This window comes from Streptomyces sp. NPDC059248, from assembly GCF_042753905.1.
Lineage (GTDB): Bacteria > Actinomycetota > Actinomycetes > Streptomycetales > Streptomycetaceae > Streptomyces.
This window is the reverse complement of the sequence record NZ_JBHYZV010000102.1, coordinates 1-22,409: the sequence shown is the minus strand read 5'-3', so window position 1 is coordinate 22,409 and position 22,409 is coordinate 1. Positions and strand designations below refer to the sequence as shown.

Below are 22,409 nucleotides of genomic sequence, written 5' to 3'. Positions count from 1 at the left end.
CTCGGAGGCGGCGGACCCGGAGCGTCCGGGGCGTTCCGGGGCGCGGGCGAACTACGGTCCGCCCGGCGGCCACCGGCGGCCACCGGCGGCCCTCGGGCGAACCGACTCGTTCAGTCGCCGGTCCCCGGCCCCGCCGGGTCCTGAGCGGTCTCCCGTCCGGCCGCGGCGGGTGGGCGGAAGCGCCGGAAGAGCTGTCCGGCCCGCCGGTCTCGGTGCCCCTGGACACGGGGGTCGTCGGTCACGGCGTACCGCTTCACATAGGCGCCGAGGAACGCCTGGAGGGTGGCGACCGCCGGAATGGCGATCAGCGCGCCCACGGCGCCCATCAGAGCCGTGCCCGCGATCACGGAGCCGAAGGCCACCGCGGGGTGGATGTCGACGGTCCGGGAGGTCAGCTTGGGCTGGAGGACGTAGTTCTCGAACTGCTGGTACACCACGACGAACCCGAGCACCCACACCGCGTACCAGGGGTCGACGGTGAAGGCGATCAGCATCGGCAGGGCACCGGCGAGATAGGTGCCGATGGTCGGGATGAACTGGGACACCAGGCCGACCCAGACGGCGAGCGCCGGGGCGTAGGGCACCCCGAGAATCTCCAGCAGGACGAAGTGCGAGGCACCGGAGATCAGCGCCATCAGCCCGCGTGAGTACAGATAGCCGCCGGTCTTGTCGACGGCGATCTCCCAGGCGCGCAGGACCTCCGTCTGCTTGGCCGGGGGCAGGACGGAGCAGAGCGCGCGGCGCAGCCGCGGCCCGTCGGCGGCGAAGTAGAACGAGAAAAGGGAGATCGTCAGCAGCTGGAAAAGCCCGCTGAGGACGGTGGCCGAGACGTCGAGCACGCCGCTCGCGCTGTTCTGGACGTACTGCTGGAGCCAGTCCGACTTCAGCAGGCTGTCCTGGACCTCGACCCGGGACAGCTCGGTCTTGAACGTGGTGTTGATCCACTTGATCACGGAGTCGAGGTATTTGGGGAACTCCTCGACCATCGTCACGATCTGGTCGGCCAGCATCGATCCCAGCAGCACCACGAAGCCGACGGCGAAGCCGACGATCCCGAGGAAGACCAGGAACGTGGCGAGGCCGCGCCGCATCCCCCGGGCCGCCATCCGTCCCACCGCTGGCTCGATGGCGAGGGCGAGGAAGAACGCGATCAGGATGTTCAGCAGCAGCCCGATCAGCTGGTGGAAGGCCCAGGCCCCGAGCTGGAAACAGGCGTACAGGGCGAGGGCGAGCACCATCGCGCGCGGGAGCCAGCGCGGCATCCGGGCCGGGCCGAGCGCGCCGCCCGCGGGCCGGGGCGGCGGGCCCGCCGGCGGGGTCACGTCCTCGGCGGGGCCGTCCGGGCCCTTCCCGGGCGAGGGCGCGGCCACGGCGACGCCTCCGCCGGGAGCGGGCGCGCCGGGGGCCGTGCCCTGGGCGGGCACGGTTCTCCGCTCGGGGCCGTCGGCCGCCCGGCCGCCGCCGTCGCCCGCCTCGCCGTCGTCGCGGGAGCCGGGTCCGCCGGGTCCGCCGCGGCCGTCCCGGTGCTCACCGGTACGGTCCGAGGATCCGTCGTGTTCGTTGTCGTCGTGCTGGTCGCTCGTCGGGGCCACCGGCCCAGTGTCGCCTACCGCGGCCGTGCTCGGGGACCCGGCCCGATGTCCTGTGGACGACGGTCCGGTGTCGATTCGGTCGCGCGGCGCTCGCCGCCGGCCGCACCGACGGCCGACCGCCGCCGGGCGGGAGGCCGGGCGGCCGAGCGGGAGGGCAGGCGGCCAGCCGGGCGGCCGGGCGGCCGGGGCTCAGCGCTTGTCGGCGGGGACGCCGACGGCCGCGCAGACCGCCCGCCAGACGTCCTTGGCCTCCCAGCCCTCGTCCAGCGCCTGATGGACGGTCCGGCCGCCCAGTTCGGTCATCACATGGTCCCGCGCGAAGGAGTCGGCGTACCCGGCCCCGAAGTGGTCCGCCATCCGCTCCCAGAAAATCGTCAACCGCATGACGCCAGTATCCCGCTCAGGGAGTGCGCCCCGGCCCTCTCGCCGCCCCGGGGCCCGCGGCGCCCTACGGTCTGGGTATGAACCTGGATGAACCCGATGAAAACGCCGGATCCGGTACGGCCGTGCCACCGTCGTCCGCGTCGCCGCTCGCCCGCGCCGAGTACTTCGTCTGGCTCACCGCCCGCGTCCTGGAGCAGCGGCGCTTCGCCCATCACTTCCTGGGCGGGAGCGCCGACGCCGTGGACGCGGCCCTGTCCCCGTATCTGAACGAGGACGGCGGCTACGGCCACGCGCTGGAGCCGGATCTGCGCGGCCCGGTGAGCCAGCCGCTGCACACCGCGCACGCACTGCGGGTCCTCGACTCCATCGGCCGGTGCGGCGGGCTGCGGGCGGAGCGGCTGTGCCGCTATCTCACCCGGGTGTCGACCCCGGAGGGCGCCCTGCCCGCCGTCCATCCGTCGCAGCGGGGCTATCCGGCGGCGCCCTTCGTCCCGGTCGTCGCCGACCCGCCCGGGTCGCTGCTGACCACGGGACCGGTCGTGGGGCTGCTCCACCGCAACGAGGTGTGGCACGCCTGGCTCTTCCGCGCCACGGACTTCTGCTGGGCGGCGGTGGAGTCACTGGAGGACTCCCATCCGTACGAGATCGAGGCGGCGGTCGCCTTCCTCGACGGCGTCCCGGACCGGGCGCGCGCCCGGACGGCGGCCGACCGGCTGGGGCGGCTGGTGCGGGAGCGACGGCTGGTGGTGCTCGATCCGGAGCGGGCGGACGAGCAGCCCGTCGCCCCCGGCTACGCCCCGGGCGAGCACCACTACCCGTACGACTACGCCCGTACACCCGAGTCACTGGCCCGGCACTGGTTCACGGACGACGAGACACGGCTCGCCCTCGACCGGCTCGCCGGGGAGCAGCGGGAGGACGGCGGCTGGCCGCTGACCTGGCGGAGCTGGGCCCCGGGGACGGCCTTGGAGGCGCGGCCGATCGTGACGGTCGAGGCGCTGCGGACCCTGCGGGCGTACGGGCGCTCCATCGGCTGATCCGCCCGCGTACGCCGGGCTCCCCCGGCGCACGGGCCGGAGGGATCCGTCAGCCGCCGATCGCCCGTACTCCCGCCGTGACCAGGACGGCGGCCGCGACCACGATCAGGAAGGGCGCCCGCAGCACCAGGGCCAGGGCGGCCGCCGCCAGCCCCGCGGCGCGGGCGTCGACGGTGAGGGAGCCCGCCGCGCCGAAGGTCTGCTCCGCCGTGAGGGCGGCCAGCAGCGCGACGGGGACCAGGGCGGCGAGCCGCCGCACCAGGGGACGTTCCAGGACGTCGCCGGGGACCAGCAGTCCGGCGAGCTTCACCAGGTAGCAGCCGACCGCCGTCACGGCTATCGCGATCCAGACGCTCATCGTTCCTCGTTCCCGGGCCGCGGCCCGTCCTGTCCGCCGGGCGCGGCGTCGCGCCGGGACGCCGCCCGGTCGCCGGCCGGGCCGGTCGTGGCGGTCGTGGCGGTCGTGGCGGTCGTGGCGGTCGCGCCATCCGTGCCCGACGTGGCATCGGCACTGTCCGCGCCGTGCGTGCCGTGCGTACGCCCCGTGAACCACAGGACGGCGGGCGCCGCGAGCCCGGCGACGAGGACGGGCACCCCCGCGGGCAGGACCGGCAGGGCGACCAGGACGAGCAGGACCGCGAGACCGGCGACGGCGCGTTCGGTGGTCGTCCGGAGCATGGGCGCGAGCAGGGCCAGGAAGACGGCCGGTCCCGCCGCGTCCAGCCCCCAGGCGTCGGTGTCCCCGATGGCCTCGGCGCCGAGCGCGCCGAGCAGGGTGGTCAGGTTCCACAGGACGTACAGCGTCAGCCCGGTCACGGTGAAGCCGAGCCGTGCCGAGCGCCGGCCGGGCTGGGCGAGCGCGACGGCGGTGGTCTCGTCGATGACCCAGTGGGCGGCGAACGGCCGCACCGCGCGGGGCAGGGCGAGCAGCTGCGAGAGGCGCAGCCCGTAGAAGGCGTTCCGGATACCGAGGAAGAACGCCCCGGCCGCGGCCGTGAACGGGTTGCCGCCCGCCGCCAACGCCCCGACCAGGGCGAACTGCGAAGCCCCGGTGAACACCAGCAGGCTCAGGGCACAGACCTGGAGCAGGGTGAGCCCCGAACCCGCCGCGGTGACCCCGAACGCGAAGCCGGAGAGCCCGACGGCGACGCCCACCGCAAGGGCGTCGCGTACGACGGCCGCGTCGGGCTTCTCCCTACCGGGGTCGGACGCGGTACGGACGCGGGCCCCCGCGGGGGCGGCTGGTGACGGGTTGCTCCCGGGTGGACCCACCGGGACGGTCTGTTCTGCCATGTGGGGGACGGTACGCGGCGGCACGCGCGCCGGTCTTGTACGTTCTTGCGGCTCCGGGGACCGGCCCTGTCCTGCCCGGCCATGTCCCGGCCCCTTCCCCGCCGCCACCCGGCTCCTTCCCGGCGGCGACCCGCCCGCTCCCGCCCGCCCGTTCCCGCGCGCCCCGGCGGCTCTCCGGCGGCTCTCCGGCCGCTACCCGGCGCGTTCCTTGCGGTACGCGCCCGGTGGCACACCCACGATCCGGGTGAAGTGGCGGTTCAGATGGGGCTGGTCCGTGAAGCCGACGGCGGCGGCCACCTCGGCCGGGCGCTCGCCCAGGGCCAGCAGCCGCTGTGCGCGGCGCACCCGGGCGTCGGTGAGCCAGGTGTGCGGGGGCATGCCGTACGCCGCCCTGAACGCGCGGAGCAGCGCGAACGGCGCCGTCCCCACCTCCCGCGCCAGCCGCTCCAGCGACGGCGGGTCGGTCATCCGCTCCTCCAGGAGTTCCCGGGCCCTGGCGACCGCCCCGGCGCCGGCCGCGCGCGGGGCCCGGAGGGGCATCGGGCCCCCGTTGGCGCGGAGCAGCCGCGCTATCGCGGTCCTCAGCAGGCTGTCGGCGGCCAGCGCGTCGCCCGCGTCCGCCGCCTCGTAGACCCGGTGGAGCAGGGCGGACGCGACCGGGTCGGCGACGGCGGCGTCCCGGAAGGCCGGGGTGCCGCGCAGGGCGCCGATCTCGTCGGCGACGGCGCCGACCAGGGCGAGCGACGGGTAGAGGGCGACATAGGCCCAGCCTTCCGGGTCGCCGGTCCTGGCCTCGTGGGGGACCTCGGGATTGAGGACCGCGATGTCACCGGGGCGGATGAGGAACCGGCCCCCGGGGATCCCCAGGTCCTCGGCGCCGCGCAGGACCGCGGCGAGGAGATAGCCCTCGTGGCTGTGGCGGGGGAATCTGTGGCTGACGTAGCGGGCGCGCAGGAGATCGAGGCCGGGCAGCGCCTCGTGCCGCCAGTGCCGCGCCCACTCCCGTCCGGCCGTACCCCGTGCCGTGCGCCCGCCCTCGCCCTTGCCTTCGCCCTCGCCCTCGCCCTCGCCCCCGGTCATGGGGCCATTGTGCGTGCGACGGCTCTCCCGCCACCGGCCGGCCGGTGTTCCCGCTGGTGAGAGCCGTCCGGCATCGATTGTCAGTGGCACGGTGCACGATGGGGGACATGGCCGGGAATGTGCTCGACTCGTTCTCCCCCGCGACCCGCGGCTGGTTCGCGGGGGCCTTCAGCGCGCCCACGGCGGCGCAGACAGGCGCCTGGCGGGCAATCGGCGAGGGCTCGGACGTCCTCGTGGTGGCCCCGACGGGCTCGGGCAAGACGCTCGCCGCCTTCCTCGCCGCCCTCGACGCCCTGACGTCCACGCCTCCGCCCGCCGATCCGAAGGCGCGCTGCCGGGTGCTGTACGTCTCGCCGCTGAAGGCCCTCGCGGTCGACGTGGAGCGCAATCTGCGCAGCCCGCTGACGGGGATCCGGCAGGAGGCGGTGCGGCTGGGGCAGCCGGAGCCGGAGGTCCGGGTCGGGATCCGCTCGGGCGACACCCCGCCCGCCGAGCGCAGGTCCCTGTCCACCCGGCCGCCGGACATCCTCATCACCACCCCCGAGTCCCTGTTCCTGATGCTCACCTCGGCCGCCCGGGACGCCCTCGCCGGGGTGGAGACGGTGATCCTCGACGAGGTGCACGCCGTGGCGGGCACCAAGCGGGGCGCGCATCTGGCGCTGTCGCTGGAGCGTCTCGACGAGCTGCTGCCGCGCCCGGCCCGCCGGATCGGCCTGTCGGCGACGGTCCGGCCGGTGGACGAGGTGGCCCGCTATCTGTCGCCGCACCGCCGGGTGGAGATCGTCCAGCCGCCCTCGGACAAGGAGTTCGACCTGTCGGTCGTGGTCCCGGTCGAGGATCTGGGCGAGCTGGCCGCCCCCGCGGCCGACGCGCCGGGCGCCCCGGCGTCCGGCGGCGACCGGCCGTCGATCTGGCCCCATGTGGAGGAGCGGATCGCCGATCTCGTCCAGGCCCACCGTTCGACGATCGTGTTCGCCAACTCCCGGCGGCTCGCGGAGCGGCTGTGCAACCGGCTCAACGAGATCGCGTACGAACGGGCCATGGGCGAGGCCCTCCCGGAGGGCGCCCCGCCCGCCGAGATCATGGCCCAGTCCGGGGCGGCCCGGGGCGCGCCGCCGCTGCTCGCCCGGGCGCACCACGGCTCGGTCTCCAAGGAGCAGCGGGCCCTGGTCGAGGAGGACCTCAAGGCCGGCCGGCTGCCCGCCGTGGTGGCCACCTCCAGCCTGGAGCTGGGTATCGACATGGGCGCGGTCGATCTCGTCGTCCAGGTCGAGTCCCCGCCGTCCGTGGCCTCGGGCCTCCAGCGGGTGGGCCGGGCGGGCCACCAGGTGGGGGCGGTCTCCCGGGGCGTGGTCTTCCCGAAGTACCGGGGGGATCTGGTGCAGTCGGCCGTGGTCACCGAGCGGATGCGCGAGGGGGCCATCGAGGCGCTGCGCGTCCCGTCCAACCCGCTGGACGTCCTGGCCCAGCAGCTGGTGGCGACGGTCGCCCTCGACACCTGGCAGGTCGACGACCTGCTGGCGCTGGTCCGCCGGGCCGCGCCGTTCTCGGCCCTGCCCGAGTCGGCGTTCGAGGCCGTGTTGGACATGCTGGCCGGGCGCTATCCGTCGGACGCCTTCGCCGAGCTGCGGCCCCGGGTGGTGTGGGACCGGGTCGCGGGCACCGTCACGGGCCGGCCCGGTGCCCAGCGGCTGGCCGTCACCTCCGGCGGCACGATCCCCGACCGCGGCCTGTTCGGGGTCTTCCTCGCCGGATCCGCCGACGAGAAGGGCGGTGGCGGCCGCCGGGTCGGGGAGCTGGACGAGGAGATGGTGTACGAGTCGCGGGTGGGCGACGTCTTCACCCTCGGCACCTCCTCCTGGCGGATCGAGGACATCACCCGGGACCGGGTCCTGGTGACCCCGGCCCCCGGGGTGCCGGGCAGGCTGCCGTTCTGGAAGGGCGACCAGCTGGGCCGCCCGCTGGAGCTGGGCCGCGCGGTCGGCGGATTCCTGCGGGAGGTGGGCGCGCTCCCGCCGGAGGACGGCAGGCTGCGGCTGCTCGCCGCCGGTCTGGACGCCTGGGCCGCGGAGAACGTGCTGGGATATCTGGACGAGCAGCGCCGTGCCTGCGGTCATGTCCCGGACGACCGCACGATCCTGGTGGAGCGGTTCCGGGACGAGCTGGGCGACTGGCGGGTGGTGATCCACTCCCCCTTCGGCGCCCAGGTCCACGCGCCGTGGGCGCTGGCCATCGGCGCCCGGCTGGCCGAGCGGTACGGCATGGACGCGCAGGTCATGCATGCCGACGACGGCATCGTGCTGCGGCTGCCGGACGCCGATCTGCTGGGGCTCGACCTGCTCGACGCGGACCCGGCCGGGCAGGACACCGTCTTCGACGACGGCCAGGCACCCGTCGGCGCGGCCGACGCGGTCTTCGACAAGGACGAGATCGGCGGGATCGTCACCGACCAGGTCGGCGGCTCGGCGCTGTTCGCCGCCCGGTTCCGCGAGTGCGCGGCACGGGCCCTGCTGCTGCCCCGGCGCAGCCCGGGCAAGCGCACCCCCCTGTGGCAGCAGCGTCAGCGCGCCGCCCAGCTGTTGCAGGTGGCGAGCGAGTTCGGGTCCTTCCCGATCGTCCTCGAAGCGGTCCGGGAGTGCCTCCAGGACGTCTTCGACGTCCCGGGCCTGACCGAGCTGATGGGCGATATCGAGGCCCGCCGGGTGCGGCTGGTCGAGGTCACCACCCCCGAGCCGTCGCCGTTCGCCCGCTCCCTCCTCTTCGGCTACGTCGCCCAGTTCCTGTACGAGGGTGACTCGCCGCTCGCCGAGCGGCGGGCCGCCGCCCTCTCCCTCGACTCCCGGCTGCTGTCGGAGCTGCTGGGGCAGGCGGAGCTGCGCGAGCTGCTCGACCCCGACGTCCTCACCGAGCTGGAGCGGGAGCTGCGGTGGCTGACGGAGGACCGGCGGGTCCGGGACGAGGAAGGGGTCGCGGATCTGCTGCGGATGCTGGGCCCGCTGACCGACGCGGAGCTGGCCGAGCGGGGCGCCGACCCCGCCTGGGTCCGGAGCCTGGCCGCCGCCCGGCGGGCCATCGCGGTACGGATCGCGGGGGCGGAGAGCTGGGCGGCGATCGAGGACGCCGGACGGCTGCGCGACGCGCTCGGCACCGCCCTTCCGGTCGGTGTCCCCGAGGCCTTCACCGAGCCCGTCAAGGATCCGCTGGGCGATCTCCTCGCCCGGTACGCGCGCACGCACGGCCCGTTCACCTCGGTCCGGGCCGCGGCGCGCTTCGGCCTCGGCCCGGCCGTGACCGACGGCGCGCTCCACCGGCTGGCGGCGTCGGGCCGGATCGTCGCGGGCGAGTTCCACCCGGCGCCGACGGCCATCGGCCCGGACGGCGCCGGGCAGGAGTGGTGCGACGCGACCGTGCTGCGCAGACTGCGGCGCCGGTCCCTGGCCGCGCTCCGGCAGGAGCTGGAGCCCGTGCCGCCCGCCGCGCTCGCCGACTTCCTCCCCCGCTGGCAGCACATCGGCGGCCGTGATCTGCGGGGTATCGACGGGCTCGCCCGGGCGGTCGAGCAGCTCCAGGGCGTGGCGGTGCCCGCCTCCGCGCTGGAGAAGCTGATCCTGCCGTCCCGGGTCCACGGCTACACCCCGGCCCTGCTGGACGAGCTGACCACCACGGGCGAAATCGTCTGGGCGGGCGCGGGCGCCCTGCCCGGCAAGGACGGCTGGGTCGCGCTCTATCCGGCGGACTCGGCGCCGCTGCTGCTCCCCGCGGCCCATCCGCTGGAGGAGACACCGCTGCATACGGCGGTCCTGGCGGCCCTCGCCCCCGGGTACGGCCTGTTCTTCCGGCAGATCGCCGACCAGGTCAGGGCCGCCCATCCGGAGGTCACCGATCCGCGGCTGGCCGATGTCGTCTGGGATCTGGCCTGGTCCGGTCGGCTGACGAACGACACGCTCGCGCCGCTGCGGTCCCTCCTCGGCTCGGGCCGCACCGCGGGTTCGACGGCCCACCGCGCCCGGCGCCCCGTGCCCCGTGGACGGTACGGCGGTCCGACGGTCGCGGCCAGGCCCGCGTCCCGCGGCGGCCCGCCGACGGTCAGCGGCCGGTGGTCGCTGCTGCCGCCCGCCGAGCCGGACCCCACCCACCGGGCGCACGCCCTGGCCCGGACCCTGCTCGACCGGCACGGCGTGGTGACCCGGGGCGCGGTGGCGGCCGAGGGCGTCGAGGGCGGCTTCTCTGCCGCGTATCGCGTCCTGTCCGCCTTCGAGGACCGCGGGCAGGCCCGCCGCGGCTATGTCGTCGAGGGTCTGGGGGCCGCCCAGTTCGCCATGGACGGCGCGGTCGACCGGCTGCGGGCGGCCTCCGGCGCGCGGGAACGCTCCGACGGGCGTACGGACCCCCGGGCGGTGCTCCTCGCCGCGGCCGACCCGGCGAACGCGTACGGCGCGGCCCTCCCCTGGCCCGATCCGCCGGACGGTGCCGCGCACAAGCCGGGGCGCAAGGCGGGCTCCCTGGTCGTCCTCGTCGACGGCGATCCGACGCTCTATCTGGAACGGGGCGGCAAAACGCTGCTGGCCTGGGCCGACGCCGACTCCCCGGCCTTCGCGGCGGCGGCCTCCGCCCTCGCCGAAGCGGCCCGCGCGGGCACCCTGGGCTCGGTCACCGTGGAGCGCGCCAACGGCACCCCGGCGCTTACCTCGCCCTTCGGCCGCGCCCTGGAGACCGCCGGGTTCCACGCCACCCCGAGAGGGCTCCGGCTCAGACCCTGACGGGCCCGGCACCGGCAGGGCCCGGCACCGGGAGGAGCCGCCCCGGCCCGGTCCACTGCCGCATGATGGAGCCATGCCCGAAGGAGACACCGTCTGGCTGACCGCGCACCGGCTGCACCACGCTCTCGCCGGCGGGGTGCTCACCCGCTTCGATCTGCGGGTGCCCCGTTTCGCGACGGCCGACCTCACCGGGCGGTCGGTCCTGGACGTCACCCCGCGCGGCAAGCATCTGCTGACGAGGTTCGAGGGCGGCCTCACCCTCCACTCGCATCTGCGGATGGACGGCGCCTGGCGGGTCTTCGCCGCCGGTGACCGGTGGACCGGTGGCCCTGCCCATCAGATCCGGGCGGTGCTGGGCACGGAGGCCGCCACCGCCGTGGGCTATCGGCTGCCGGTGCTGGAGCTGCTGCGCACCCGGGACGAGGACCGGGTGGTGGGGCATCTCGGCCCGGATCTCCTCGGGCCGGACTGGGACGCCACAACCGCCGCGACCGCTGTCGCCCGGCTGCGCGCCGACCCGGCCCGTCCCGTCGGTGACGCCCTGCTCGATCAGCGCAATCTCGCGGGGATCGGCAATGTGTACCGCTGCGAGCTGGTGTTCCTCGCCCGGGTCACCCCCTGGCTGCCGATCGGCGACCTGCCGGAGGAGACGGTCGCCCGGCTGGTCGCCACCGCCCACCGGCTGCTGATGTCCAACCGGACCACTTTCGAGCGCCGTACCGTCCCCGGCACCGGCCGCCGCGGGCCGCTCCTGTACGTCTACGGACGCGCCGGGCACCCCTGTGCGCGCTGCGGCCGGCCCATCCGGGTCACCCCGTCCCACGACCAGGGCCCGGCGCCCGCCCCCGATGAGCGGATCGCCTACTGGTGTCCCGGCTGCCAGCAGGGTCCCGGCCCACCGCGGGGGCCCGCCGCAGCATAGTTGACGTACCGTCAAATCCGGTCGTACGGTCCCGGGCATGGCCCTCTCGGCGTACGACCTCACCGGCCGCACCGCACTCGTCACCGGCGCCGCGAGCGGAATCGGCCGGGCCACGGCCGTCCTGCTCGCCCGTGCGGGCGCCGCGGTCCACTGCGCCGATCTCGACGAGGAGGGGCTCACCGGAACCGGCGGGCTGATCCGGTCCGACGGCGGCACGGTGTTCCTCCACCCCCTCGACGTCACCGACGACGACCGGGTGGGGGCCGTGGTGGACTCCGTCCTGGCCCGCTCGGCCCGGCTGGACGTCCTCGCCGCGATCGCCGGGATCATGCACAGCGGCCCGGTCCTCGACACCTCCGACGAGGACCTCGACCGCGTCCTGGCGGTCAACTTCAAGGGGGTGCTCCACGCCTGCCGCCACTCCGCCCGCGCCATGATCGCCACGGGCACCCCGGGGTCCCTGGTCACCATGGCATCCGGGGCGGTGGACACGGCGAGTGCCGGGCTCTTCTGCTACAGCGCCGCCAAGGCGGCCGTCGTCCAGCTGACCCGTACCCTCGCCACCGAACTCGGCCCGCACGGCATCCGGGTGAACGCCGTGGCCCCGGGCTGGATCCGTACCCCCATGACCCACCGCGCGGACGCCGGACACCGCGACGCCGTGGAGAGCGCGATGGTCCGCCGCTCCCCGCTGGGCCGGGTCGGCGAACCCGAGGACGTCGCCCATACGGTGCTCCATCTGGCGTCGGACGCCGCAGCGTTCACCACCGGCCAGATCCTCCGCCCCAACGGCGGTGTCACCATGCCCTGGTGACCGGCCCGCCCGGCCCGCCCCGCTCGCGCCCCCGGCTCACGCCCGGGGAACCCCGGAACCCCCGGGACCGCCGGAACCACCGGACCCCCCGGAAGAGGTGTCCCCGCCCCGGAAGGCGGCGGCGTGCACCGGCAGCAGTCCCAGCCCCCAGCCACCCGCGGCGATCACCCCCTCGGCAAGACCGGAACGTTCCGGTACGAACGCCAGCCGGAGCACGGCCCACCACCACAGGACGCCGCCGACGAGCCCCACAAGACCGAACCCGAGGGCGAGCACCGGCCGGGCTCCGTACAGCCGAGCTCCGTACAGGCGGGCCGCGTACCGGCGGCGACGCGGGCCCGAAGAACCCGAAGAACCCGCCGCCGCCCTCAGGCGCTCTCGGCCTGGAACATCCATGCGTGCTTCTCGAGGTCGGCCGTCAGCCCGATGAGGATGTCCTGGCTCACCGGGTCCGGATCCCCGGTCACCCCGATGCGCTCCCGCATCCGCCCGATCACCGCGCCCAGCGCGTCGACCATGATCCGGACCGCGTCGGTGTCCTTGATCCAGCCCTCGGGCAGTGCGCCGATCGCGCTCTGCGCGGCCACCGTCGCGGCCCTGCCGTCCGGCGAGACACCGATGGCGGCGCACCGCTCGGCCACCGTGTCGGAGTGCAGCCGCGCGGTGTCCACGACCTCGTCCAGCTGGAGATGGACGGACCGGAACCGCGGCCCCATGACGTTCCAGTGCACCTGTTTGGCCACCAGGCCGAGGTCCACGAGGTCGACCAGCGCGCCCTGGAGCGCCGTACCGACGTTCTTGAGGTCGGTCTCGGACAGCGGGCTCTTCACCACAGACATGCGTCCTCCACTCGGGTCACCACTCCCTCCCACCATGACATAGCGCGCAGGAGGGAACATTTCGATGAGAGGCGCCTGCCCGGACCGCAACGACGAAAACCCCGGTGTCGCGTTCCCCACAGGGGGGACACGACACCGGGGTCTGTTCCGCTGATCGGTCAACGGGGTCGACAGCCGGTCCGCCCGACCGGCCGTACCCTCGGCACGGCCGTCGGACGTATCAGGCGGCGACGACGTCGACGGCCTCCGCCGGCGCCTTGATCGTCACCCGCTCGGTCGGCACACCCGCCACCGACGTCACGGAGACGGAGTTGAGCATCGGGCGTACCGGTGCGGGCACCGGCTCGCTCGCCGCTGCCGACGCGGCCAATTCGGCGAGCGACAACTCGTCGCTCACTTCCCGCATGAGCTCGGACATCCGTACGTCCAGCGCGTCGCAAATAGCGGAGAGCAGTTCGGAGGACGCCTCCTTCTGCCCCCGCTCCACCTCGGAGAGATAGCCGAGCGAAACTCGGGCGGACGAGGAGACTTCGCGCAGAGTACGGCCCTGGCGCTGGCGCTGCCGACGCAGCACGTCACCCAGCAGGCGACGGAGCAGAATCATCGGTGGCTCCCTCCTCGGACCGCGTAGCCGCATCCTTCACGCCCCACCGTACCGCCTCGCGCTGCGGCCGTGCGGGGAGCGATGACGTGTTCACTCAGGGCTGTAAACATCAATTCCCCCCGTTCTGTTCCGTATCCTGTGCCCGCGCATTTCCGTGCAGTTCGCCGGAGAGCAGCTCCAGTACGCTCCGTACACTCTCTTTACGGATTTCCGCCCGGGTGCCGTTCAATCGCAGCCCGGTCACTTTCTCGCTTCCGTCCGGTCCCGATACGGCCACGAAGACCGTGCCGGCCGGGCGGCCGTCCTGTGGTCCGGGGCCCGCGACCCCGGTGGTGGCGATCCCCCAGTCCGCGCCCAGCAACCGGCGCGCACCCGCCGCCATCTGCGCCGCGACCTCGGAATCCACCGCCCCCCGCTGCGCCAGAAGGGTCGCGTCGACCCCCAGCAGCGCCTCCTTCAGCTCCGTGGCGTACGCCGTCACGGAACCGCGGAAGGAACGCGACGAACCCGGTACTCCGGTGAGCTCCGCGGCCACCAGACCCCCGGTGAGGGATTCGGCGACGGCCAGGGTCTGGTCACGCTCCGCGAGCGTCGTCAGGACCCGCCCGGCGGCCGGGACACCGGTCATCGCGCGTCCGTCCCGGTGTGGCGCTCCTTGGCGAGCCCCCGGCGGCGCATCGAGACCGCCTGGCGCACGTAATCCAGACCGGTGACGACGGTCAGCACGACGGCCAGGGCCATCACCCAGAAGCGGAGGGTGGCGAGGCCCCCGGTGAGCGCCAGGACGTACATGCCGACGGCCGTGCCCTGCGCCAGGGTCTTCATCTTGCCGCCCCGGCTGGCCGGGATCACACCGTGACGGATCACCCAGAAGCGCATCAGGGTGATGCCCAGCTCACGGAAGAGGATCACGCCCGTGACCCACCACGGCAGATCGCCGAGGGCGGAGAGGCAGATCAGCCCCGCGGCCATGATCGCCTTGTCGGCGATCGGGTCGGCGATCTTCCCGAAGTCGGTGACCAGGTTGTACGTCCGGGCCAGATGGCCGTCGAAAACGTCCGTGATCATGGCGACGGCGAAGGCGGCCCAGGCCCAGGCGCGCCAGGCCGGGTCGTATCCGCCGTCCTGGAGCAGCAGCACCACGAAGGCGGGGACCAGCAGCAGCCGCAGCATGGTCAGGACATTGGCGATGTTCCACAGGCTGGCCTGATTGACGGCCGCAGCGCCCAGCTTGCCGCCGGGTGCCGGCCGGCCCGGCCTGCCGCCCCCCGCGGATGCCGGCACTCCGGTCATCTGTCCGCCTCCTCGCCGACCGCGGGCCGACCACCGCCCCCGGCGAGCCGCCGGGCGCCCAGGGGCGCCGCCCCGGCGACGAGGGCCTCCAGCGCGGCGGCGCCGGTGGCCGAGGGGGCCGCGGCGGTCACCTCCGCGGCACCGGGCGACACGGGCAGCCCGGTGAACTCGGCGACCAGGTCGACACCCTCCGTGGCCACCACCTTCGCCCGCACCATGCGGCCGGGCTCGAGTCCGTCGGCGGAGGCGAAGACGACCTGCCCGTCGGTCTCGGGGGCCTGGTGCGCCGCGCGTCCCACCGCGGCCTCGCCGGGCTCGGCGGTGCCGTCCGCGGCGGCGACCGACTCGACGAGCACCTCAAGCTCCTCGCCGAGCCGCTCGTCGGCGCGCTGCGCGGTCAGCTCCTCGGCGAGCCGGGAGAGCCGGGCGAGCCGCTCGGCGACGAGGTCCTCGTCCAGCTTGTTCTCGTACGTGGCCGCCTCGGTGCCGTCCTCGTCGGAGTAGCCGAACACACCGATGGCGTCGAGCCGGGCGTGGGTGAGGAAACGCTCCAGCTCCGCGTAGTCCGCCGCGGTCTCGCCGGGGAATCCGACGATGAAGTTGGAGCGCACACCGGCCCGCGGGGCTCTGGCGCGGATGGTCTCCAGCAGTTCGAGGAACCGGTCGGTGTCGCCGAAGCGCCGCATCGCGCGCAGCACCCCGGGGGCGGAGTGCTGGAAGGACAGGTCGAAGTAGGGCGCGACCTTGGGCGTACCGGTCAGGACGTCGATCAGTCCGGGCCGCATCTCGGCGGGCTGGAGATAGCTGACGCGTACCCGCTCGATGCCGTCGACGGCCGCCAGCTCCGGCAGCAGCGTCTCGAGGAGCCGGATGTCGCCGAGGTCCTTGCCGTAGGAGGTGTTGTTCTCGGAGACCAGCATGATCTCCTTCACGCCCTGCTCGGCCAGCCAGCGGGTCTCGCCCAGCACATCGGCGGGGCGGCGCGAGATGAAGGAGCCGCGGAAGGAGGGGATGGCGCAGAAGGTGCAGCGCCGGTCGCACCCGGACGCCAGCTTCACGGAGGCGACGGGGCTGCTGCCGAGCCTGCGGCGCAGGGGCGCGCGGGGGCCGGATTCGGGCGCGAGCCCGGCGGGCAGATCGGCGGGCGCGCCGTGTCCGGGCAGCGCCACATCGGTGGCGGCCTGGCGCTCCACGGGGCTCAGCGGCAGCAGCTTGCGCCGGTCGCGCGGGGTGTGGGCGGCGTGGCTCCCGCCGCTGAGGATGGTCTGCAGCCGGTCGGAGATATCGGCGTAGTCGTCGAAGCCCAGCACACCGTCGGCCTCGGGCAGGGCGTCGGCCAGCTCCTTGCCGTACCGCTCGGCCATGCAGCCGACGGCGACCACGGCCTGGGTGCGGCCGTGGTCCTTGAGGTCGTTCGCCTCCAGCAGGGCGTCGACGGAGTCCTTCTTGGCGGCCTCGACGAAGCCACAGGTGTTGACCACGGCGACATCCGCGTCGGTGGCGTCGTCGACCAGGTCCCAGCCGTCCGCTGCCAGACGGCCTGCTAGCTCCTCCGAGTCCACCTCGTTACGGGCGCAGCCAAGAGTGACAAGGGCGACGGTACGGCGTTCGGGCATGGGCTCAAGACTACTTCGTCCGGGCCCGCGCCTTCGCCCCGAGCCTCGCCGACGGGGGGACCCGGGCGCCGCCCCGTCCGACCCGCCCCGGTACCCGGCCGTATCCACCGTCCGCGCCGGTTATGCCCCGTCTATGCCCTACCGCGCCCCACCGCCGTCCGGTCCGCCCGTCCGGAGCGATGCTCCGGCAGAAGAACAGGACGGGAGACGGGACGGAGACGAGATCAGCCCGCCTCGGGGTCACCCTTCGTATACGACAGCCGTTCGACCTGTCCCCGCTTGAACTCGTCCTCGATCTTCTTCCCGTTGACGTACAGCTCGATCGCACCGGCGTTCCCGAGGATCAGATCGATCCGGCGGTCGTCCTGGAAGGTCCGGGTGTCGCCCTCGGAGAGGGTGCCGTCGAAGATCTTCCGGCCGTTGGCCGCCTTCGCGGAGATCCAGCTCTTGTCCTGGAGCACGGTCAGCCTGACGGTGACCTTGTCGGCGGGGGCGGCCGCGATCGCGGAGTCGGACGGCACCGGGCCCGGCGCGTCGGTGCGGACGCCGGGCGGCCTGGTCTGGGTCCCCGCGCTCGCGGAGCGCTCGGCCTGCGGCCCCTTGGCGACCTGCCCCTGGCCCGCGTCGTCGTCCCCGCCGCTGAAGAGGGTGAAGCCGACGAAGCCGACGACCGCCACGATGGCCGCGACCATGGCCGCGGTCCAGTTGGGGCGGCGCGGTTCGGGCCGGATGCGTTCGGCCTCGAAGAGCGGCGCGGCGGGAGTCGGCGCGGGCCGTCCGCCGTGCTCGGAGTCGTACTGTCCGATCAGCGGTTCGGGGTCGAGGCCGACGGCGCGGGCGATCATCCGGATATGGCCGCGGGCGTAGACGTCGCCGCCGCTGCGGGTGAAGTCGTCCTGCTCGATCGCCGTCACGATCGGCACACGTACGCGGGTGGTGGCGCTGATCTCGTCGACGGTCAGTCCGGCCGCCATCCGCGCCTGCTGGAGGACCCGGCCGATGGAGGGCCGCTCCTCGGGGGCGGAAGGCCGGTCGTCTTCGGGGGAGTTGCCGATGGACACGGGGGTGCCTTTCGAGCGTGTAACCACCTGCTGGAGGTTCAGTCTACGGGTGGTACGAAAGGGTGGGGCAACCGGGCGGAAGGAGTTTGTACGCCATCGGAATGGCCGGTGCGTCGATGGTGTCGAGGGGAGTTCTGCACTACCTCTTACTCCAACTTGACGTACGGGCAAGGGAAACGGTTGCCCGCCCGCCCCACGGGAGTACGAGCGCCCCGCCCGTGTCGTGCGCGGGGTGGCGCACTCCGGCGCGTCCGCCCCTTCGGCGTGTCGCGCCCGGCGCGCCGACGGGCCTCCGGGTCCCGGAAGCGGTATCGGCCCCGGGGGCCCGCCGTGCGGCGGGACCGGCGGCGGCCGTGCCGCGGGACCAGGACCCTCCCGGCCCCGGCGGCGGCCGTCGTCACGGCGCGGACTCGCCCCGGATCACCGCCAGCACCTCGTCCAGCTCGTCCGGTTTGATCAGGACGTCACGGGCCTTGGAGCCCTCGCTCGGGCCGACGATGTTCCGCGACTCCATCAGGTCCATCAGCCGGCCGGCCTTCGCGAAGCCGACCCGCAGCTTCCGCTGGAGCATGGAGGTCGACCCGAACTGGGTGGAGACGACCAGTTCGGCCGCCTGGCAGAGCAGGTCGAGATCGTCGCCGATGTCCTCGTCGATCTCCTTCTTCTGCTTGCCGCCGACGGTGACGTCCTCCCGGAAGACGGGCGCCATCTGCTCCTTGCAGTGCTGTACGACGGCGGCGACCTCGTTCTCGGTGACGAAGGCGCCCTGCATCCGGACGGGCTTGTTGGCCCCCATCGGGAGGAACAGCCCGTCGCCCTTGCCGATCAGCTTCTCCGCGCCCGGCTGGTCGAGGATGACCCGGCTGTCGGCGAGCGAGGAGGTGGCGAAGGCCAGCCTGGACGGCACATTCGCCTTGATGAGACCGGTGACGACATCGACGGACGGCCGCTGGGTGGCCAGCACCAGATGGATTCCGGCGGCCCGCGCCAGCTGGGTGATCCGGACGATGGCGTCCTCCACGTCCCGGGGCGCCACCATCATCAGATCGGCCAGCTCGTCCACGATGACCAGCAGATACGGATAGGGCCGCAGCTCCCGCTCACTGCCTTCCGGGAGCTTGACCTTCCCGGCCCTGATCGCCTCGTTGAAGTCGTCGATATGGCGGAAGCCGAAGGCCGCGAGGTCGTCGTAGCGCAGATCCATCTCGCGGACGACCCACTGGAGGGCCTCGGCGGCCCGCTTGGGGTTGGTGATGATCGGCGTGATCAGATGCGGGATGCCCTCGTACGCGGTCAGCTCGACCCGCTTGGGGTCGACCAGCACCATCCGGACGTCCTCCGGGGTCGCCCTTATCATCACCGATGTGATCAGGCAGTTGATGCAGGAGGACTTGCCCGATCCGGTGGCGCCCGCCACCAGGATGTGCGGCATCTTGGCGAGATTGGCCATCACATAGCCGCCCTCGACGTCCTTGCCGAGCGCCACCAGCATGGGGTGGTCGTCCTCGGCGGCGTCGGCGAGCCGCAGGACGTCACCGAGGTTGACCATCTCCCGGTCGGTGTTGGGGATCTCGATCCCGACCGCGGACTTGCCGGGGATCGGCGAGATGATCCGTACGTCCGGGCTGGCGACGGCGTAGGCGATGTTCTTGGTGAGCGCCGTGATCCGCTCGACCTTCACGGCCGGCCCCAGCTCGACCTCGTACCGGGTGACGGTCGGGCCCCGGGTGAAGCCGGTGACGGCCGCGTCGACCTTGAACTCCCTGAAGACGGTGGTCAGGGACGCCACGATCGCGTCGTTGGCGGCGCTGCGGGTCTTGCCCGGCCCGCCGCGCTCCAGCAGGTCGAGACGGGGCAGGGAGTAGGTGATGTCCCCGGCGAGCCGGAGCTGCTCGGCCCGCGGCGGCAGGGTCCCGTCGCGCTCGGGCGCGGGTTTGGTCAGATCCGGTACGGAGCCGGGCGCAGCGCCCTTGGCGACCCTGGCCCCCTTCTTCCCGGGCGCGCCGGGCGCGGCGGGCGCGCCCGGCGCGGCGCTCAGGTCGGGGTGGTCCGGGTCCCGCGCGGGCGGCACCGGGGTCCCCGCGCGCCGCAGATCGGCGGTGACGTCCTTGGTCAGATCGGCGACCAGCGGGGAGGGCGGCAGCCCGTTGTAGACCGCGCCGTCCAGCGCGGCGGCGGCCGCCGCCGCCACGTCGACGGCGTCCATGGGCCGGTGCAGGGCGGGCTGTACGGAGCCCCGGCGCGGCGTCCGGCGCTGGGACAGCTCGGCCGACTCCGCCTCGTCGGGGTCGTACCCCCGTCCGCCGCGGCGGGCTCCGGACCTGCGCGGCCGGTCGCCGGGTACGGCGTCCCGCCACTGTTCGTCGTAGCGCCGGTCGTCGTCGGTCGAACCGTCCGCCGCGTCCTCGGCGCGGTCGGTCCCGGCCGGCTGGACGAGCCCGAGCTTCACCCCCAGCAGCCGCAGCCGCTGCGGAATGGCGTTGACGGGGGTCGCGGTGGTGACGAGCAGCCCGAAGACGGTCAGCAGGAGCAGCATCGGGACGGCGAGCACCTCGCCCATCATGAAGATCAGCGGCTTGGACGCGGCCCAGCCGATCAGCCCGCCGGCGTCCTGCATCGCTCCGGTGCCCGCGTCGCGCCCGGGTGAGCCGCAGGCGATGTGGACCTGGCCGAGGACGCCGACGACGAGGGCGGAGAGCCCGATCACGATCCGGCCGTTGGCGTCGGGCCGCTGCGGATAGAGGATCAGCCGGACGGCGACCGCTCCCAGCAGTATCGGCACCAGCAGATCGAGCCGGCCGAACGTACCGGTGACCAGCATCTCGACCAGATCGCCGACGGGGCCGCTGAGATGGGACCAGGTTCCGGCGGCGACGATCAGCGCGACACCGAGGAGCAGCAGGGCGAGCCCGTCCTTGCGGTGGGCGGGGTCGAGTCCCTTGGCACCGCGCCCTATGCCTCGGAACATCGCCCCGACGGTACGGGCGGTGCCGAGCCAGAGGGCGCGGGCGAGCCGGTAGACGCCATGGGTGGGCGACGGCACCTTCCGCGGCGCGGGTTCGGGCGCGGCGGCCTTCTTCTTCGCCGGGGCCTTCTTGGCGGGCGCGGCCTTCTTCGCCGGGGGTTTCCCGGCGCCCGCCTTCTTCACGGGTGCCGCTTTCTTCGCGGCCGGGGCACCGCTCGTACGGCCGGGGCGCGGTTTGGCGGTGCCCGCCGCGCCCTGGGAACCATTGCCGGACGTACGTGAGGCCATGGGGGTGAGGTTACCGCTGTGGGCGGCGGTGGACACGTGTGCCCACGGCTTCACCCCATCGTGTCGCCGTCGTGGGGCGCGAAGGTGACGCCGTTTCAGCGGCCGGGGGCACGGTACGGCGCGGTGCCGCTCCCCCCGCCCCCGGATCCGTCCGGTGGGGGCACGCCCCACGGATCCGGCGGACCCACGAGAGCGCGTCCGCCGGATCCGACGGGCCCATGGGGGCCTGTCGGACAGGTCCGACAGGTCGGACCGAGGGCTTCAGCCGGCTTCAGATCTGCGACGGAAGGGCGGGCGCGCCGCCCGTACCCGGCTCCAGCGCGTCCAGTGCCCGGCGCAGCCCGGTGAGTTTGCGTTCGAGATGGGCGGCGGTGGCCACGGCCGCGGCGTCGGCGGACTCGTCGTAGAGCTGCTTGGAGAGCGCCTCGGCCTGTTCCTCGACGGCGGCGAGCCGGGCGGACAGCTCGGCGAGCAGCCCCACGGACTCCTTGCCGTTGCGCTCGGCCGGGGTCCGGCCGCCGCCCTCCAGCTGGAGCCTGAGCAGCGCGGCCTGCTCCCGCAGCTGGCAGTTCTTCATATACAGATCGACGAAGACCGAGACCTTGGCGCGCAGCACCCATGGGTCGAACGGCTTGGAGATGTAGTCGACCGCGCCCGCGGCATAGCCGCGGAACGTGTGGTGCGGGCCGTGGTTGATGGCCGTGAGGAAGATGATCGGGATGTCCCGCGTCCGCTCCCGCCGCTTGATGTGCGCGGCGGTCTCGAAGCCGTCCATGCCGGGCATCTGCACATCCAGCAGGATGACCGCGAAGTCGTCCGTCAGCAGCGCCTTGAGCGCTTCCTCCCCGGACGATGCCCGGACCAGTGTCTGATCGAGCGCGGAGAGAATGGCCTCCAGCGCCAGCAGATTCTCCGGCCGGTCATCGACCAGGAGGATCTTGGCCTTCTGCACCATGCCCCGTCCTCCTCGCCCCGGATGGGAGTCTCCCCGGCCTCGTGAGCGCGGGGAACACACCGGGCGCCGCCCCGGGGGACGGCTCCTTTGCGCCGCCCGCCCTTGTGCGGGTCATGGTAGCCGCACCCCGCCCACCGCCACACCCTGTCACCGCGATGTCACTGTGCACAGACCAGAAACGCGCCGCGAGACCAGAAGGTTCCCCGAAACCCACTCTCCCACACACCTCCAGGCAAACTCAGTCACCAACTAGGGGAGTTTCGATCAGATCTGATAACCAATTGATCACCATCATGATGATCGACGATCACTCTCCGGTCACGGTTCGTATCAACGCCGCCGCATCCAGTCCTCCATCACCGAGAGCAGATGGTCCGGATCGACCGGCTTGGTCACATAGTCCGAAGCGCCCGACTCAATGGCCTTCTCCCGGTCGCCCTTCATCGCCTTCGCGGTCAGCGCGATGATCGGCAACCCGGCGAACTGCGGCATCCGGCGGATCGCCGTCGTCGTCGCGTAGCCGTCCATCTCCGGCATCATGATGTCCATCAGGACGACCGTCACATCGTCGTGCTGCTCCAGCACCTCGATGCCCTCCCGGCCGTTCTCCGCGTACAGCACCGAAAGCCCGTGCTGCTCCAGCACGCTGGTGAGCGCGAAGACATTGCGGATGTCGTCGTCGACGATCAGCACCTTCTCATTGTCGAACACGAAGGTACGGCGCGGCTCCGCGCCCGCCTCCTCACCGAACGCGCCCGGCAGACCGGCCCCGGCCGACGCCGGCCCGCCGGCGAGACCCGCCGGAGACCCGCCGGAGGTTCCGGCGCCCCCCCCGGCGGGCCCCGCCGGGACCACCCGCACCCCCCCCCGCCCCGAGGGGCGGGGGCGGCACCACGCCGCGGGGCC

General features: G+C 73.7%; 19 protein-coding genes. 4 read left to right on the top strand and 15 right to left on the bottom strand.

Going from position 1 to position 22,409, the window contains the following annotated elements:
- Window positions 1-110 precede the first annotated feature (110 nt).
- Together ACFXG1_RS29860 and ACFXG1_RS29855 are read right to left on the bottom strand one after the other, a co-directional pair.
- Window positions 111-1,262 (bottom strand): AI-2E family transporter, encoded by a 1,152-nt coding sequence (locus ACFXG1_RS29860; RefSeq protein WP_384724249.1) that lies wholly within the window; start codon window positions 1,260-1,262, stop codon window positions 111-113.
- A 519-nt stretch (window positions 1,263-1,781) separates the two neighbouring features.
- Window positions 1,782-1,976, bottom strand: a complete 195-nt coding sequence (locus ACFXG1_RS29855; protein ID WP_384745346.1) for a DUF3046 domain-containing protein — start codon at window positions 1,974-1,976, stop codon at window positions 1,782-1,784.
- A 77-nt stretch (window positions 1,977-2,053) separates the two neighbouring features.
- Between ACFXG1_RS29855 and ACFXG1_RS29850 the strand changes: the two genes are divergently transcribed.
- Window positions 2,054-3,013, top strand: a complete 960-nt coding sequence (locus ACFXG1_RS29850) for a hypothetical protein (protein ID WP_384713790.1) — start codon at window positions 2,054-2,056, stop codon at window positions 3,011-3,013.
- A gap of 49 nt (window positions 3,014-3,062) precedes the next feature.
- Here the strand turns inward: ACFXG1_RS29850 and ACFXG1_RS29845 are convergent, their stop codons facing one another.
- The 3 genes from ACFXG1_RS29845 to ACFXG1_RS29835 all read right to left on the bottom strand — a co-directional run bounded on the left by ACFXG1_RS29845 (window position 3,063) and on the right by ACFXG1_RS29835 (window position 5,386).
- On the bottom strand, window positions 3,063-3,371 hold the full coding sequence (locus tag ACFXG1_RS29845; protein WP_384745344.1) for an AzlD domain-containing protein: 309 nt from the start codon (window positions 3,369-3,371) through the stop codon (window positions 3,063-3,065).
- Window positions 3,368-4,306 (bottom strand): AzlC family ABC transporter permease, encoded by a 939-nt coding sequence (locus ACFXG1_RS29840; RefSeq protein ID WP_384745342.1) that lies wholly within the window; start codon window positions 4,304-4,306, stop codon window positions 3,368-3,370. The genes ACFXG1_RS29845 and ACFXG1_RS29840 overlap by 4 nt, the downstream gene beginning before the upstream one ends.
- A gap of 192 nt (window positions 4,307-4,498) precedes the next feature.
- Window positions 4,499-5,386 (bottom strand): AraC family transcriptional regulator, encoded by an 888-nt coding sequence (locus tag ACFXG1_RS29835; RefSeq protein WP_384719210.1) that lies wholly within the window; start codon window positions 5,384-5,386, stop codon window positions 4,499-4,501.
- Window positions 5,387-5,493: 107 nt separating this feature from the next.
- Here ACFXG1_RS29835 and ACFXG1_RS29830 point away from each other — a divergent pair, with 107 nt between their 5' ends.
- The 3 genes from ACFXG1_RS29830 (at window position 5,494) to ACFXG1_RS29820 (ending at window position 11,882) form a co-directional block, all read left to right on the top strand.
- On the top strand, window positions 5,494-10,146 hold the full coding sequence (locus tag ACFXG1_RS29830; protein WP_384745340.1) for an ATP-dependent helicase: 4,653 nt from the start codon (window positions 5,494-5,496) through the stop codon (window positions 10,144-10,146).
- 73 nt (window positions 10,147-10,219) lie between these two features.
- On the top strand, window positions 10,220-11,068 hold the full coding sequence (locus ACFXG1_RS29825) for an Fpg/Nei family DNA glycosylase (protein WP_384715972.1): 849 nt from the start codon (window positions 10,220-10,222) through the stop codon (window positions 11,066-11,068).
- Between the two features lie 37 nt (window positions 11,069-11,105).
- On the top strand, window positions 11,106-11,882 hold the full coding sequence (locus ACFXG1_RS29820; RefSeq protein ID WP_384715975.1) for an SDR family NAD(P)-dependent oxidoreductase: 777 nt from the start codon (window positions 11,106-11,108) through the stop codon (window positions 11,880-11,882).
- A gap of 36 nt (window positions 11,883-11,918) precedes the next feature.
- Here ACFXG1_RS29820 and ACFXG1_RS29815 read toward each other — a convergent pair whose 3' ends face one another.
- The 10 genes from ACFXG1_RS29815 to ACFXG1_RS29770 form a co-directional block, all read right to left on the bottom strand.
- Window positions 11,919-12,158 carry a hypothetical protein gene (locus ACFXG1_RS29815; protein WP_384715978.1) on the bottom strand — a complete coding sequence of 80 codons (240 nt, stop codon included), beginning with the start codon at window positions 12,156-12,158 and terminating at the stop codon, window positions 11,919-11,921.
- Window positions 12,159-12,250: 92 nt separating this feature from the next.
- The gene (locus tag ACFXG1_RS29810; RefSeq protein WP_384715981.1) at window positions 12,251-12,721 is read right to left on the bottom strand and encodes a Dps family protein; all 471 of its coding nucleotides are present in this window, start codon (window positions 12,719-12,721) and stop codon (window positions 12,251-12,253) included.
- A gap of 220 nt (window positions 12,722-12,941) precedes the next feature.
- The gene (locus ACFXG1_RS29805) at window positions 12,942-13,325 is read right to left on the bottom strand and encodes a helix-turn-helix domain-containing protein (RefSeq protein WP_175408184.1); all 384 of its coding nucleotides are present in this window, start codon (window positions 13,323-13,325) and stop codon (window positions 12,942-12,944) included.
- A 109-nt stretch (window positions 13,326-13,434) separates the two neighbouring features.
- The gene (locus ACFXG1_RS29800) at window positions 13,435-13,953 is read right to left on the bottom strand and encodes a CinA family protein (protein WP_384715984.1); all 519 of its coding nucleotides are present in this window, start codon (window positions 13,951-13,953) and stop codon (window positions 13,435-13,437) included.
- On the bottom strand, window positions 13,950-14,618 hold the full coding sequence (gene pgsA / locus ACFXG1_RS29795) for a CDP-diacylglycerol--glycerol-3-phosphate 3-phosphatidyltransferase (RefSeq protein ID WP_384715987.1): 669 nt from the start codon (window positions 14,616-14,618) through the stop codon (window positions 13,950-13,952). The genes ACFXG1_RS29800 and pgsA overlap by 4 nt, the downstream gene beginning before the upstream one ends.
- Window positions 14,615-16,234, bottom strand: a complete 1,620-nt coding sequence (rimO, locus tag ACFXG1_RS29790; RefSeq protein ID WP_384745336.1) for a 30S ribosomal protein S12 methylthiotransferase RimO — start codon at window positions 16,232-16,234, stop codon at window positions 14,615-14,617. The genes pgsA and rimO overlap by 4 nt, the downstream gene beginning before the upstream one ends.
- A gap of 224 nt (window positions 16,235-16,458) precedes the next feature.
- The gene (locus ACFXG1_RS29785; RefSeq protein ID WP_384723309.1) at window positions 16,459-17,295 is read right to left on the bottom strand and encodes a helix-turn-helix domain-containing protein; all 837 of its coding nucleotides are present in this window, start codon (window positions 17,293-17,295) and stop codon (window positions 16,459-16,461) included.
- A 397-nt stretch (window positions 17,296-17,692) separates the two neighbouring features.
- On the bottom strand, window positions 17,693-20,548 hold the full coding sequence (locus ACFXG1_RS29780; protein ID WP_384745333.1) for a DNA translocase FtsK: 2,856 nt from the start codon (window positions 20,546-20,548) through the stop codon (window positions 17,693-17,695).
- A gap of 271 nt (window positions 20,549-20,819) precedes the next feature.
- Window positions 20,820-21,503, bottom strand: coding sequence for a two-component system response regulator (locus ACFXG1_RS29775; RefSeq protein ID WP_384745331.1), 684 nt, complete (start codon window positions 21,501-21,503; stop codon window positions 20,820-20,822).
- 330 nt (window positions 21,504-21,833) lie between these two features.
- Window positions 21,834-22,409, bottom strand: a 576-nt coding sequence (locus tag ACFXG1_RS29770) for a response regulator (protein ID WP_384745330.1), incomplete at its 5' end; no start/stop codon positions are given.

Bases quoted from the DNA above. Each gene is read 5' to 3' on its own strand.
- ACFXG1_RS29860 (WP_384724249.1), bottom strand. From the start codon at position 1,262: ATGCCGCGCTGGCTCCCGCGCGCGATGGTGCTCGCCCTCGCCCTGTAC.
- ACFXG1_RS29855 (WP_384745346.1), bottom strand. From the start codon at position 1,976: ATGCGGTTGACGATTTTCTGGGAGCGGATGGCGGACCACTTCGGGGCC.
- ACFXG1_RS29850 (WP_384713790.1), top strand. From the start codon at position 2,054: ATGAACCTGGATGAACCCGATGAAAACGCCGGATCCGGTACGGCCGTG.
- ACFXG1_RS29845 (WP_384745344.1), bottom strand. From the start codon at position 3,371: ATGAGCGTCTGGATCGCGATAGCCGTGACGGCGGTCGGCTGCTACCTG.
- ACFXG1_RS29840 (WP_384745342.1), bottom strand. From the start codon at position 4,306: ATGGCAGAACAGACCGTCCCGGTGGGTCCACCCGGGAGCAACCCGTCA.
- ACFXG1_RS29835 (WP_384719210.1), bottom strand. From the start codon at position 5,386: ATGACCGGGGGCGAGGGCGAGGGCGAGGGCGAAGGCAAGGGCGAGGGC.
- ACFXG1_RS29830 (WP_384745340.1), top strand. From the start codon at position 5,494: ATGGCCGGGAATGTGCTCGACTCGTTCTCCCCCGCGACCCGCGGCTGG.
- ACFXG1_RS29825 (WP_384715972.1), top strand. From the start codon at position 10,220: ATGCCCGAAGGAGACACCGTCTGGCTGACCGCGCACCGGCTGCACCAC.
- ACFXG1_RS29820 (WP_384715975.1), top strand. From the start codon at position 11,106: ATGGCCCTCTCGGCGTACGACCTCACCGGCCGCACCGCACTCGTCACC.
- ACFXG1_RS29810 (WP_384715981.1), bottom strand. From the start codon at position 12,721: ATGTCTGTGGTGAAGAGCCCGCTGTCCGAGACCGACCTCAAGAACGTC.
- ACFXG1_RS29805 (WP_175408184.1), bottom strand. From the start codon at position 13,325: ATGATTCTGCTCCGTCGCCTGCTGGGTGACGTGCTGCGTCGGCAGCGC.
- ACFXG1_RS29800 (WP_384715984.1), bottom strand. From the start codon at position 13,953: ATGACCGGTGTCCCGGCCGCCGGGCGGGTCCTGACGACGCTCGCGGAG.
- pgsA (WP_384715987.1), bottom strand. From the start codon at position 14,618: ATGACCGGAGTGCCGGCATCCGCGGGGGGCGGCAGGCCGGGCCGGCCG.
- rimO (WP_384745336.1), bottom strand. From the start codon at position 16,234: ATGCCCGAACGCCGTACCGTCGCCCTTGTCACTCTTGGCTGCGCCCGT.
- ACFXG1_RS29780 (WP_384745333.1), bottom strand. From the start codon at position 20,548: ATGGCCTCACGTACGTCCGGCAATGGTTCCCAGGGCGCGGCGGGCACC.
- ACFXG1_RS29775 (WP_384745331.1), bottom strand. From the start codon at position 21,503: ATGGTGCAGAAGGCCAAGATCCTCCTGGTCGATGACCGGCCGGAGAAT.